Below are 12781 nucleotides of genomic sequence, written 5' to 3'. Positions count from 1 at the left end.
CCCAAGGACGGCCGCCCGTGGTTCGTGCCGCCCACCGCGTACCCCACCGAGGAGGCGCTCGACAGGTGGCGCCGGGGGGCCCCGGGGCCCCGGGCCCCCCCCGCCCCCCCCCGCCCCCCCGCCCCCCGCGCCGCCCCCCCCCCGGGCCCCGCCGCGGCGTCCGTCGTCGTGGCGACCGTGTGCCGGGTCGGGTGCGTCGACGGTCCCCGTGGTGGTCGCCGTGGTGCCACCGCGTCGCCCAGGCTCAGTCGGCGGGGTCGGGCGCGGCGACCTGGACGCGGACGCGGCCGGGGTCGAGCGGGGTGGACGTCTCGGGGTCGAGCGTGACCCAGGTGGAGTCGTCGCGGGACCAGCGGCGGTCGGCGACGTCGACGGCGACGACGTTCGTCGCGTCGGCGGTCGCGACGGCCCACTGGGCGACGGCCCACGCGGTGCGGGCCGGGCCGTCGTCCTCGCCCGCGCCGGGAAGGCCGGTCGTGTCGACGGCGACGGTGCTGGTGTCGCCGTCGAGCGGCGCGACGCGGGCGCCGTCGCCGAGGTCGCGCGCGAGGCGGTCCCGGAACGGCTGCGTGGGCGGGGTGTCGGCGTCGATCTCGGTCGCGGCGACGGGCGCGAGGTCGCACGTGAGCGACGCGGGGGACCACCCGGTGAGCGCGGACGCCCACGCGCGCGACCGGGGCTCGTGCTGGGCGTAGGCGTCGGGGAACGCGGACCGCTGGACGGTCTGCGCGGCGACGGTGACCTCCATGGCCTCGTAGCCGTCGACGGTCTCGAGGACGTCGTAGAACGCGTTGGTCGAGTAGACGGGGTCCATGATCTGCTCGACGCTGCCCCAGCCCTGCGAGGGACGCTGCTGGAAGAGTCCGACGGAGTCGCGGTCGCCGTAGTCGATGTTGACGAGCCGGGACTCCTGGAGCGCGGTCGCGAGCCCGATGGTCGCGGCGCGGGCGGGGAACCCGCGCCGCACGGCGGTGCCGGCGACGAGGGCGGCGTTGTCGGCCTGCGTCACGGACAGGTACCAGGTGCGGCCGTCCGCGGTGGCGGCGCACCGTTCGGCGACGGGTGTCTCGTCGTCGAGGCGGTTGAGCGCGACGACGACGGCACCCGTCCCCACCGCGGCCACCACGAGGAGGGTGACCGCGGCGCGGAGGGGGCGTCGGCGTCGGGCCCGGGCACGACCGGCGTCGGGCACGTCCCGCGGTCGCGGGTCGGGGGTGCTGGTCATGCCGGGGCCGTGGTGCTCGTGCGGGGGTTCAGTTCGCGTGCAGCGCGGCGTTGAGCTCGACGCCCGCGCCGGTGCGCGAGACCGCCTCGACCCCGCCCGTGAGGGAGTTGCGCCGGAAGAGGATGCCGGAACGGCCCGCGAGGTCGCGCGCCTTGACGACGAGCGGGGCGCCCGCGTCGTCGGTCTGCCCGACGACGGTCACCTTGGTCCCGGCGGTGACGTACAGGCCGGACTCGACGACGCAGTCGTCGCCGAGCGGGATGCCGAGGCCGGCGTTGGCCCCGAGGAGGGAGCGCCGACCGACGGAGATGACCTCGCGGCCGCCGCCGGAGAGCGTGCCCATGATGGACGCGCCGCCGCCGACGTCGGACCCGTCGCCGACCACGACGCCCGCGGAGATGCGGCCCTCGACCATCGAGGTGCCGAGCGTGCCCGCGTTGAAGTTGACGAAGCCCTCGTGCATCACGGTCGTGCCGGGGGCGAGGTGCGCGCCGAGGCGCACGCGGTCGGCGTCGGCGATGCGGACGCCCGAGGGGACGACGTAGTCGACCATGCGAGGGAACTTGTCCACGCCGTACACGGTGACGGGCTGCCCGGTGGCGCGCAGGCGCAGCCGCGTCTCCTCGAAGCCGTCGACGGCGCACGCGCCGTGGTTGGTCCACACGACGTTGGCGAGGACGCCGAAGAGCCCGTCGAGGTTGAGCCCGTGCGGCACGACGAGGCGGTGGGACAGCAGGTGCAGGCGCAGGTACGCGTCGGCGGTGTCCGCGGGCGCGGCGTCGAGGTCGATCTCGGTGCGCACGACGACGACGTCGACGCCGCGTACCTCGTCGCGCTCGGTGAGGGCGTCGAGCGAGGCGGGGGCGGTCGGGTCGGCCGGCGCGGTGCCGAGGGCCGGGGAGGGGTACCAGACGTCGAGGGTCGTGCCGTCGTCGGCGACGGTCGCCAGGCCGAAGCCCCACGCCGTCCGCGGCTCGGAGGCGGCCGCCGTGGCGGCGGTCGCGGGGGTCGCAGAAGTCATGCGCACCACCCTATCCGCCGCCGGTAGGGTGCTGGCGTGACCTCTCCTGTCCGCGGTACCACGCCCGTGCTCGACCTCGACGGCGACCTCGTCGCGCTCTTCCGCGCGGTGTGCGACGTCCCGTCCGTGAGCGGGACGGAGGGGGCGCTCGCCGACGCGGTCGAGGCCGCGCTGCGCGCGTACCCGCACCTGGAGGTCGTGCGCGACGGCGACGCGGTCGTCGCGCGCACGACGCTCGGGCGCGACCGGCGCGTCGTGGTCGCGGGCCACCTGGACACGGTGCCGCTCACCGACCCGCCGAACCTGCCGACGCGCGTCGTGGGGGAGGGCGCGCACGCGGAGGTGTGGGGCCGGGGCACGGTCGACATGAAGGGCGGCGTGGCGGTCGCCCTGGCGCTCGCGGCCGAGCTCGACGCGCCCGCGCAGGACGTCACCTGGGTGTTCTACGACAACGAGGAGGTCGCGGCCGACCTCAACGGCCTCGGGCGGCTCGCCCGCACCCGCCCGGACCTGCTGGAGGCGGACTTCGCGGTGCTCGGCGAGCCGACGTCCGCCGGCCTGGAGGGCGGGTGCAACGGCACGCTGCGCGCGGAGGTGCGCGTGCCGGGCGTCGCGGCGCACTCCGCGCGCGCGTGGACGGGGCACAACGCGATCCACGCGGCGCACGAGGTGCTCGACCGCCTCGCCGCGTACGTCCCGCAGGAGATCGAGGTCGACGGGCTCGTGTACCGCGAGGGCATGAACGCGGTCGGGATCCGCGGGGGGATCGCGGGCAACGTCGTCCCGGACGAGTGCGTGGTCACGGTCAACTTCCGGTTCGCGCCGTCGCGCACGGTCGCGCAGGCCGAGGCGCACGTGCGCGAGCTGTTCGACGGCTTCGAGGTCGTGCTCGCGGACGCGGCGCCGGGCGCCCGTCCCGGCCTCGACGACCCGCTCGCGGCCGACTTCGCGGCGGCGGTGCTGGGCGTGACGGGCGGGGCCCCGGCCCCGAAGTACGGCTGGACCGACGTCGCGCGGTTCGCGGAGCTGGGCGTCCCGGCCGTGAACTTCGGCCCCGGCGACCCGCTGCTCGCGCACAAGGACGACGAGCGGTGCCCCGTGGGCCAGCTCGCGCTGTGCCGCGACGCGTTGCGTGCGTGGCTCACCGCCGCCCCCGCGGCATAGGCTCGTGACCATGAGCGACACGGTGCGTGACCAGCCAGGTTCCGACGACGGCGTGCCCCAGGCCGGGACCGGGTACCGCAAGGGGCCGGTCCTCCTGCGCGGCGACCAGATCCCGCGCCAGACGACGGACCAGCGCCTGCTCGACTCGCGGGGGAGCGCCGACTGGGTGCACTCCGACCCGTGGCGCGTCATGCGGATCCAGAGCGAGTTCGTCGAGGGTTTCGGCGCGCTCGCGGAGGTCGGTCCGGCGGTGTCCGTGTTCGGGTCCGCGCGCACGAGGCCGGACCACCCGGACTACGCGCTCGCCGAGGACGTCGGCCGGCGGCTCGTCGACGAGGGCTTCGCGGTCATCACGGGCGGCGGCCCGGGCATCATGGAGGCGGCGAACAAGGGGGCTTCCGAGGCAGGCGGCCTGTCCGTGGGCCTCGGGATCGAGCTGCCCTTCGAGCAGGGCATGAACCGGTACGTCAACCTCGGCGTGAACTTCCGTTACTTCTTCGCGCGCAAGACGATGTTCGTCAAGTACGCCCAGGGCTTCGTCGTCCTGCCGGGCGGGTTCGGGACGTTCGACGAGCTGTTCGAGGCGCTCACGCTCGTCCAGACGCACAAGATCACGGAGTTCCCGGTCGCGCTCGTGGGCACCGACTACTGGAGCGGCCTGATCGACTGGGCGCGCGACGCCGTCGTGGGGCGCGGCATGATCAGCGCGCACGACCTCGACCTCGTCCACCTGTGCGACGACCCCGCCGAAGCCGTCGAGTACGTGTGCGCGCGGGGCGCGGAGCTGCGCGCCGAGGAGCTCGAGGCCACCGAGGAGCTCGCGCGCTCCCAGGCCGGCGACGCGAGCTGACGGACGCGTCGCGATGGCCTCGCCCGGGCCCGGCGCGTCCGGTGCGCCGACCGACGAGCACCCCGACGACGTGGCCGTGCCGCTGCCGCCGCTCGGCGTGCCGCCCCGCGGCACGTCGCTCGTCCTGCGCGGGAGGGTCCTCGACCGTCCGGCGGTGATGGCGATCGTCAACCGCACGGACGACTCGTTCTACGCCGGCGCCCGCCAGCTCGACGACCGGGCCGCTCTCGCCGCGGTCGAGCGCGCGGCGACCGAGGGCGCCGAGATCCTCGACGTGGGCGGCGTGCGCGCCGGCGTCGGCCCCGAGGTCACGCCCGTGGAAGAGGTCCGGCGCGTCGTGCCGTTCGTCGAGCGCGTGCGCGCCGAGTTCCCCGACCTGCTCGTGAGCGTCGACACGTGGCGTGCCGAGGTCGCGCACGAGGCGGCGCTCGCGGGCGCCGACCTGATCAACGACACGTGGGCGGGCCACGACCCTCACCTCGTCGAGGTCGCGGGGCAGCACGGGGTGGGGGTCGTGTGCTCCCACACCGGGGGCGCGCGGCCCCGCACCGACCCGTACCGCGTCGCCTACCCGGCGCGCCCCGGCGCGGCCGACCCGCGCGACGGCGTCGTGCAGGACGTCGTGGCGACGGTGCGCACCGCGGCGGAGCGCGCGGTCGCGTGCGGTGTCCCGCGGGCGTCGGTCCTCGTGGACCCGACGCACGACTTCGGCAAGAACACGTGGCACTCGCTGCACCTCCTGCGCCGCACGGAGGTGCTCGCCGGGCTGGGCTTCCCGCTGCTCATGGCGCTGTCGCGCAAGGACTTCGTGGGCGAGACGCTCGACCTGCCCGCGGACGAGCGGCTCGAGGGCACGCTCGCCGCGACGGCGGTCGCGGCGTGGCTCGGCGCGCGCGTGTTCCGGGCGCACGACGTCGCGGCGACCCGCCGCGTGCTCGACCTCGTCGCCGCGGTCCGGGACGAGGCCGCGCCCGCGGCCGCGGTCCGGGGCCTCGCGTGACGACGTCGCTCGCCGCTGCGTCGCGCGCGCGGCTCGCGCTCCCGGCGACCTGGCCCTGGTGGGCGCAGGTCCTCGCGGTCTACGCCCTCGCGCGCGGCGTGAGCGCCGGGATCCTCCTCGTCGTCGCGCGCGCCCAGGAGGCGAACCTCTGGACGGACGCGGCGCCGTCGTACACGGCGTACGTGGCGCGCATGTGGGACGCGAGCTGGTACGAGCAGATCTACGCGAGCGGCTACCCCGACACGCTCCCCGTCGGCGCCGACGGCGCCGTGCAGCAGAACGTCTGGGCGTTCTTCCCGCTCTTCCCCGCGCTCGTGCGCGCGCTCGACGCCGTCACGGGCCTCGGGTGGGACGTGCTCGCCCCGACGGTCGCGCTCGTGTGCGGCGCCGGGGCCGCGCTCGTGATCCACCGCCTCGTCGCCACCGCCGGTGCGGCGGCCGTCGCGCGGCGGCCGGGCCTCCCGCTCGCGACCGTCCTGCTCGTGAGCGTCTTCCCGTCGAGCCCCGTGCTGCAGGTCGCCTACACGGAGTCCCTCGCGCTGCTCCTCGTGGCGGCCGCGCTGCTGCTGCTCGCGCGGCGCCGCTACGGGTGGGCCGCGCTCGTGATCGTCCTGCTCGGCCTCTCGCGCGCCGTCGCGCTGCCGATGGCCGCGGTCGTGGTGTGGCACGGGGTCGTGCGGTGGCGCCGGGGCGGGCTCGCCGCCGCCGACGCCGCGCGGCTCGGCGCGCTGCTCGTCGCGTCCCTCGCCGCCGGGCTCGTGTGGCCGTGGCTGTGCACCGTCGTCACGGGCGTGCACCAGGGGTACTTCCGCACGCAGGAGGCGTGGCGCGGCGGCGCGGAGGTCGTGCCGTTCGTCCCGTGGGTGGACGTGTCGCGGTGGCTCGCGGGCGACGCCGGCCCGTGGCTCCTGGTGCTCGTCCTCCTCGCCGCGGCCGCGCTCGTCCTCAACCCCGTCGCGGCGCGGCTGGGCCCCGAGATGCACGCGTGGTCCGGCGCGTACCTCGCGTACCTCGTCGCCGCCGTCCAGCCGGGGACGTCGCTCGTGCGGTTCCTCCTCCTGGCGTTCCCGCTCGCCGCGGTCACCGCGGGGTGGACGCGCTCGCGCGCGTGGCTCGGCGCGGTCGTCGTGGCGTCCGTCGCGGGCCAGGCGTGGTGGGTCTGGTCGCTGTGGCGCCTCGTCCCGCCGTCGGGCTGGCCGCCGTGACCGGCACGCCCGAGATGTCGGCAGTCGTGAACTAGACTGTCCCTCGGGCGTCGTCCGAGGTCGGACGCCCCTCCTCGCGCGTGCGGGGTGGACTCGGGACAACGGAAATGGAGAGCCATCGATGGCTGCGATGAAGCCGCGGACGGGTGACGGGCCGCTGGAGGTCACCAAGGAAGGGCGAGGCATCGTCATGCGGGTCCCGCTCGAGGGTGGTGGACGCCTGGTGGTCGAGCTCAACGCGACCGAGGCCAGCGAGCTGGGTGAGGCGCTCCAGGCCGTGGTGGGCTGATTGCCCGCACGTGACCGCCGGAACCCCGGCACCCCGACGCCCGGCCGCACGCCGCCCGAGGTGGTCGGCGCCCGGGGGCGGCTGAGCGACGCCGCCCTCCTCGACGACGCGCAGGTCGACGCCGTCGTGGTCGCCGTCGCGCCGCCCCGCGAGGCGGACGACGGGCTCCAGCCGCGGTCCGGCACGATCGACGCGACGCTGCGGTACGGCGTCGACCTCGCGGAGCTCGCCGAGCGCGCGGGCGGGCCCGGCTTCCGCGGCGCGTCGGGGGAGGTCGTGCGCGTCGACCTGCCGCGCGTGCACGCCGGCTCGACGACCCGGCTGCCCTGGGCGGGCCTGCCGCCACGCCTCCTGCTGCTCGGCGTCGGGTCGGGCACCGCGCTCGACCTGCGGCGCGCGGGCGCGGCCCTCGCGCGCGCGTCCCGTGGTCTCGATCGGGTCGTGAGCGCCGCGACGGCGGACGCCGGTCCCGAGGGCGTCCGCGCCTTCGTCGAGGGCTACCAGCTCGCCGCGTACACCCAGCCCCGGCGCACCGCCGCCGAGAAGGGCGCGGACGCCGAGGCGCCCGCCGCGCAGCTCGTCCTGCTCACGCCCGAGGACCAGCCGGACGTCACGCCGTCGGTCGAGGCCGCGAGCCGTGCCGCGGAGGCCACCTGGCTCGTCCGCGACCTCGCCAACACGCCGTCCGACGTCAAGGACCCGGCGTGGTTCGCCGACCGCGCGGCGGAGCTCGCCGACGGCCTGGGGCTCGACGTCACCGTACGCGGGCCGGCGGAGCTCGAGCGCGAGGGCTTCGGCGCGATCCGCGCGGTGGGCGGCGGGTCCGCCCGGCCGCCCCGGCTCGTGACGCTCACCTACGACCCCGCCGACCACGGCGTCGTCGCGCCCGGCACGGCCGCCCGGCACGTCGTCGTCGTCGGCAAGGGCATCACGTACGACTCGGGCGGGCTGTCCATCAAGCCGCGCGAGGCGATGGTGCCGATGAAGACCGACATGGCGGGGGCCGCCGTGGCGCTCGCGGTCGTGCTCGGCGCCGCCCGCGCGCGCTCGGACCGGCGCGTCACCGCGGTGCTCCCGCTCGCGGAGAACCACGTGGGGGCGGCGTCGTACCGCCCCGGGGACGTGGTGCGCACGTGGTCGGGCCGGACGGTCGAGGTCGCCAACACCGACGCCGAGGGTCGCCTCGTGCTCGCCGACGCGATCGGGTACGCGGTGCGCGACCTCGCACCGGACGTGCTCGTCGACGTCGCGACGCTCACCGGCGCGGCGACGCTCGGCCTCGGCCGCGGGCACGCCGCGCTCTTCGCCACGGACGACGACGTCGCCGGGGCGATCGAGGACGCCGCGGCCACCACCGGTGAGCGCGTGTGGCGCATGCCGCTCGTCGAGGACTACGCGAGCGCGTTGCGCTCCGAGGTCGCCGACCTCCGGCACGTCCCGGCGGAGAACCCCGGTGGGGGCGCGATCACGGCTGCGCTGTTCCTGCGCGAGTTCGCGGGCGACGTCCCGTGGGCGCACCTCGACGTCGCCGGTCCCGCGCGCGCGACGGCCGACCGCCACGAGGTCGTGACGGGCGCGACGGGGTTCGGCGCACGGCTCCTGCTCGAGGCGCTCGGCACGCTCTGACCCGAGGCGCGACCCCCGTGTCGCTCGGGGGAGGGACGCTCTCGCGTCAGCGCCGCACGGCGAGCAGGAGCCCGTCGCCGCTCGGCAGGAGCGCCGGGAGCACGCGCTCGTCCGACCGCAGCGACCGGCCGACCTCACGGACGATCGTCGTCACCTCGTCGCGACGCGCCGGGTCGGCGACCCGGTCGTGCGAGAGGGCGCCGTCCACGGCGAGGACACCGCCGGGCCGCAGCAGGCGCAGTCCCTGCTCGACGTACTCCGGGTAGCTGTGCTTGTCCGCACCCACGAGCACGAGGTCGTACGCGCCGTCGGTCAGGCGGGGGAGGACCTCGCTCGCGCGGCCCGGGATCGTCCGGGTGCGCGCGGACGGCACGCCCTCCTCGGCGAACGCCTCCTTCGCGGCGCGCTGGTGCTCGACCTCGACGTCGATCGTCGTGAGCACGCCGTCGGCGGGCATGCCGCGCAGGAGCCAGATCGACGCCACGCCCGTGCCGGTGCCGATCTCGACGACGGCGCGCGCCGCGAGCGACGCGGCGAGCACCTGGAGCACGGCGCCGACGCCCGGCAGCACGGCGGGGCACCCGAGCTCGGCGGCGCGGTCGCGCGCACGCAGGAGCACCTCGTCCTCGGGGACGAACTCCTCGCTGTACACCCAGCTCGCCGCCTTGGCGCTGCGGTGGGTGCCGACGTCGCTGGTGATCGCTGCCTCCTGGTGGTCCCTCGTGCGGTGCGCCCGCGGGTGCGGACCGGGCGTGCTGTCTCGGATCGTACCCGCCACCCCCGACGCCGGCCCGTTCCCGCGCCGCCGCGGGTGTGCGTGCGCCGTGGACGTCACGCGGACGTCCGGCGGGGGAGAGGGGAACACCACCGGGGTGCCGGGCGTTCTTCTGGGACGATGGACCACGTGGACGACGCAGGACCAGGCAGCAGCACGCACGGCACGGACGAGGGCGCGTGGGTCGCGCCGTCGTGGGACGCGATCGTCCGCGAGCACTCCGCGCGGGTCTACCGGCTCGCCTACCGCCTGACGGGCAACCGGCACGACGCCGAGGACCTCACGCAGGAGACGTTCGTCCGGGTGTTCCGCTCGCTGTCGAGCTACACGCCCGGGACGTTCGAGGGCTGGCTCCACCGGATCACGACCAACCTCTTCCTCGACCAGGTGCGGCGCAAGCAGCGCATCCGCATGGAGGCGATGGGCGACGACGACGGGCAGTACCCGGCGCGGGTCGAGGCCCAGCCGGAGCGCGGGTTCGAGCACACGCACCTCGACCACGACGTGCAGCGCGCGCTCGACGCGCTCTCGCCCGAGTACCGCGCGGCCGTCGTCCTGTGCGACATCGAGGGCCTGTCCTACGAGGAGATCGCGGTCACGCTGGGCATCAAGCTCGGCACGGTCCGCTCGCGGATCCACCGCGCGCGCTCGCAGCTGCGCGCCGCCCTCCCGCACCGCGACCCCGCCGACCGTCCCGCGTCGGACGGCGCCCCGACGCCCGTCGTCGCCCGGGGGGTGGCGTGACGCACCTCGGATCCCGGCTCTCCGCCCTCGTCGACGGGCAGCTCTCGCCCGCCGAGGCGGAGCGCGCGCTCGAGCACGTGGCCGCGTGCGCGCGCTGCGCGGCCGAGCTGTCCGCGGCGCGCGCCGCGCGGCGCGCCCTGAGCTCGGCCGGACCGGTCGAGCCCGCCCCCGACCTCGCGGCCCGGCTGCTCGCGCTGTCCGAGCAGATCCCCCCGACCGAGGGAGACCCGCTGCGGTCCGCGCCCGCCGCGGGCGACCCCTGGTCCCAGCCCGTGCCGCTCCCGCGCGGGGAGTGGAGCGGCGAGGTGCGCCGCGGGTCGGCGCGCCGGCGCCTCGCCGGGCTCGTCGTCGCCGGGGTGGGGGTCGCGGCCGTCGGGCTCTTCGCGCTCGGCGAGAGCCCGCTCGTCACGCCCGACCTGCACCGCAGCGACCCCCTGCGCGTGCTCGCGCAGGCGACGCCCCGCACGACCGGTGCGCTCGTCGTCGGCGGCGCGCGCACGGAGCCGGCCGGTGAGCCGGGGACGGGTCCCGTCGCCGTCGAGGACGCGGGCGTCGTCCTCGCGGCGCTCGACGGCCAGGGGTGGACGTGCCCGACGGCGCTCCCGCCCGGGTTCGAGCTCGTGGACGTGCGCGAGGACGCCGCGCGGCACGTCCTCGAGCTCGACCTGGCCGCCCCGGACGGCGAGGCGGTCGTGCGCGAGCAGGCCGGTCTGCTCGACGTCGCGGCGCTCGCGGGCGGGGAGACGTGGGACGTGGACGGGCGGCGCGTGCACGTGCTGTCCGACGAGCCGTGGCACGTCGTGTGGCAGTCGGGCGACACCGTGATCGACGTCGTCGCGGACACCGAGCAGGAGACGGTCGCCGCCCTCGTGGCGGCCTTCCCGGCGCGTGACTACGATGCCGGGGTCCCGGCGCGCATCTCCCGGGGCTGGACGACGATGACAGGAGCGCTCGGCACCTCATGACCGACCCCCGCACCGGCGGCCCGGAGCACCCCGACGCGCGCGAGGCGGCGCCCAACCCGTTCGCGCCCCCGTCGACGTACCGCAGCGTGCCGCCCGTCCCGCCGTCGGCTCCGGCGGGACCCGGGCCCGTCCCGCCGCCGCCCGTCGTCGGGCCGGACCCCGGCTACACGTCGGCCTCCCCGGGCGCCCCGGCGCCCGGCACGGGCACGGGCGCGACGCCCGCGCCGAGCGCCGAGCCGGCGCCGGCCGCGCCGGGGTCGACGCCCCCGCCGGCGGACCCCTGGGAGACGCTGCGCGCGTTCGGCGAGCCCGATCCGCCGACCGCCCCGGACCGACCCGGCGGCTCGGTCGACCCGACCCTCGTCGCCGCGCCGGGCGCCGCCTCGCGCGGTGCGGGGCGTCGGGGGATCCGTCCGGCGGCGGTCGCGGGCGTCGCGGCGCTCGCGCTCGTCGCGGGCGGCGTGGGCGGCGTCGCCGCGGACCGGCTCCTCGACGACCGCGCGCCCGGCGCGTTCACGTCGTCGCTGCCGCCCGCGAGCGTCGAGCCGGGCGCCGACCGTCCGGCCGGGTCCGTCGCGGACATCGCCGCGAGCGTGCTCCCGAGCGTCGTCTCGCTCCAGGTCCGCGGCGCGGAGGGGGTCGCGACGGGCTCGGGCTTCGTGCTGCGCGAGGACGGGTACATCCTCACCAACAACCACGTCGTCGCCGGGGCGGCCGACGGGGGCGAGGTCGTCGTGCTGTTCTCCGACGGGCACGAGAGCCCCGCGGAGCTCGTGGGCCGCACGGTCGACTACGACCTCGCGGTCGTCAAGGTCGAGGACTCCGGTCTCACGCCGCTCGCGCTCGGGGACTCCGACGACGTGGTCGTGGGCGACCCCGTGGTCGCCGTCGGCGCGCCGCTGGGGCTCAACGGCACCGTGACCACCGGCATCATCAGCGCCCTCAACCGGCCGGTCCAGGCGGGCGCGGCCGCCGAGACCGCGTTCATCAACGCGATCCAGACCGACGCGGCCATCAACCCCGGCAACTCGGGCGGTCCGCTCGTCAACGGGCGCGGGGAGGTCGTGGGCATCAACTCGGCGATCGCGCAGCCGCCCGGCAGCACCGCGGCCACGGGGAGCATCGGGCTCGGCTTCGCCATCCCGTCCAACCAGGCCCGGCGCACCGCCGAGCAGCTCATCGCGGACGGCGTCGCGACCTACCCGGTGATCGGCGTGCTCCTCGACCAGCGCTACCAGGGCGAGGGCGTGCAGGTGTCGACCGACTCCCAGCAGGGCACGCCGGCCGTCACGCCCGACGGCCCGGCCGACGCGGCCGGCATCCGCCCCGGGGACGTCATCCTGTCCATCGACGGCCGGCCCGTCACGGAGTCCGACGAGCTCATCGTCGCGATCCGCGCGAAGGCCCCCGGCGACGCCGTGACGCTGCGCGTGCGGACGGGGGACCAGGAGCGCGACGTGCGCGTCGTCCTCGACGAGGCCACGAGCGAGTAGTCTGTCCGCGTGTTCGGGATCAACGGAGCAGAGTTCATCGTGCTCCTCGTCGTGGCGGTCGTCGTCATCGGTCCCGAGCGCCTGCCCCGGTACGCCGAGCAGCTCGGCTCGTTCGTGCGCTCCGCGCGCGGGTACCTCCAGGACGCGAAGGCCCGGGTCGACGCCGAGATCGGCGAGGAGATCGCGGACGTCGACTGGTCCAAGCTCGACCCGCGCCAGTACGACCCGCGCCGCATCGTCCGCGACGCGCTCCTCGACGACGAGCCGGTGCGCGAGCGCGTCGCCCCGCCGCCGCCCCGTGCGCCCTCCGCGGCGCCCCTGGACGGCCCCGCGCCGTTCGACGACGAGGCGACCTGAGCCGCGCCGCTCCCGCTCGGGGGGCGGAAGGCGATTCGTTCCGGCGCGGCACCACCTGTCAGAATGG

At 76.8% G+C, this 12781-nt stretch carries 13 protein-coding genes; 10 read left to right on the top strand and 3 right to left on the bottom strand.

Translation table 11 applies throughout. The features are described 5' to 3' along the window. Positions 1-244: 244 nt before the first annotated feature. Complete coding sequence (locus tag GYH36_RS08300; RefSeq protein WP_162289603.1) at positions 245-1225, bottom strand: hypothetical protein; 981 nt, start codon at positions 1223-1225, stop codon at positions 245-247. Positions 1226-1253: 28 nt separating this feature from the next. Beyond that, entirely contained in the window at positions 1254-2246 is a 993-nt protein-coding gene (gene dapD, locus GYH36_RS08295) for a 2,3,4,5-tetrahydropyridine-2,6-dicarboxylate N-succinyltransferase (protein WP_051471756.1), read from the bottom strand. Between the two features lie 36 nt (positions 2247-2282). Here dapD and dapE point away from each other — a divergent pair, with 36 nt between their 5' ends. From dapE to GYH36_RS08265, 6 genes are all read left to right on the top strand, one after another. Next, positions 2283-3410 (top strand): succinyl-diaminopimelate desuccinylase, encoded by a 1128-nt coding sequence (gene dapE, locus GYH36_RS08290; protein ID WP_312028563.1) that lies wholly within the window; start codon positions 2283-2285, stop codon positions 3408-3410. A gap of 10 nt (positions 3411-3420) precedes the next feature. Continuing rightward, the gene (locus GYH36_RS08285) at positions 3421-4260 is read left to right on the top strand and encodes an LOG family protein (RefSeq protein WP_162289602.1); all 840 of its coding nucleotides are present in this window, start codon (positions 3421-3423) and stop codon (positions 4258-4260) included. A gap of 13 nt (positions 4261-4273) precedes the next feature. Further along, a complete protein-coding gene (gene folP, locus GYH36_RS08280; RefSeq protein ID WP_155098889.1) occupies positions 4274-5260 on the top strand; it encodes a dihydropteroate synthase in 987 nt (328 codons plus the stop codon). Further along, complete coding sequence (locus GYH36_RS08275) at positions 5257-6465, top strand: hypothetical protein (RefSeq protein WP_162289601.1); 1209 nt, start codon at positions 5257-5259, stop codon at positions 6463-6465. Before folP ends, GYH36_RS08275 begins: the two co-directional genes overlap by 4 nt. A 121-nt stretch (positions 6466-6586) precedes the next feature. Next, complete coding sequence (locus tag GYH36_RS08270) at positions 6587-6754, top strand: DUF3117 domain-containing protein (protein ID WP_064506638.1); 168 nt, start codon at positions 6587-6589, stop codon at positions 6752-6754. Further along, a complete protein-coding gene (locus GYH36_RS08265) occupies positions 6755-8380 on the top strand; it encodes a leucyl aminopeptidase family protein (RefSeq protein ID WP_024841131.1) in 1626 nt (541 codons plus the stop codon). A 46-nt stretch (positions 8381-8426) separates the two neighbouring features. On the opposite strand, the gene GYH36_RS08260 is transcribed toward GYH36_RS08265, so the two are convergent. After that, on the bottom strand, positions 8427-9080 hold the full coding sequence (locus tag GYH36_RS08260) for an O-methyltransferase (RefSeq protein ID WP_179151516.1): 654 nt from the start codon (positions 9078-9080) through the stop codon (positions 8427-8429). 204 nt (positions 9081-9284) lie between these two features. On the opposite strand from GYH36_RS08260, the gene sigE reads away from it, so the two are divergent. From sigE to GYH36_RS08240, 4 genes are read left to right on the top strand one after another with little or no spacing between them, the layout of a single operon-like run. Next, positions 9285-9899 carry an RNA polymerase sigma factor SigE gene (gene sigE, locus GYH36_RS08255; protein WP_024841133.1) on the top strand — a complete coding sequence of 205 codons (615 nt, stop codon included), beginning with the start codon at positions 9285-9287 and terminating at the stop codon, positions 9897-9899. Beyond that, positions 9896-10864 (top strand): zf-HC2 domain-containing protein, encoded by a 969-nt coding sequence (locus GYH36_RS20040; RefSeq protein WP_024841134.1) that lies wholly within the window; start codon positions 9896-9898, stop codon positions 10862-10864. Before sigE ends, GYH36_RS20040 begins: the two co-directional genes overlap by 4 nt. Continuing rightward, positions 10861-12357: a S1C family serine protease gene (locus GYH36_RS08245; RefSeq protein ID WP_024841135.1), complete on the top strand. Its 1497-nt coding sequence runs from the start codon at positions 10861-10863 to the stop codon at positions 12355-12357. The genes GYH36_RS20040 and GYH36_RS08245 overlap by 4 nt, the downstream gene beginning before the upstream one ends. Before the next feature lie 9 nt (positions 12358-12366). Next, positions 12367-12714 (top strand): twin-arginine translocase TatA/TatE family subunit, encoded by a 348-nt coding sequence (locus GYH36_RS08240; protein ID WP_162289600.1) that lies wholly within the window; start codon positions 12367-12369, stop codon positions 12712-12714. The last annotated feature ends 67 nt before the right edge of the window (positions 12715-12781 follow it).

Origin of the sequence: Cellulosimicrobium composti (genome assembly GCF_010287905.1) — a bacterium.
Lineage (GTDB): Bacteria > Actinomycetota > Actinomycetes > Actinomycetales > Cellulomonadaceae > Cellulosimicrobium > Cellulosimicrobium composti.
Note: the sequence above shows the minus strand (reverse complement) of the source record. Positions and strands in the feature narration are given on the sequence as shown.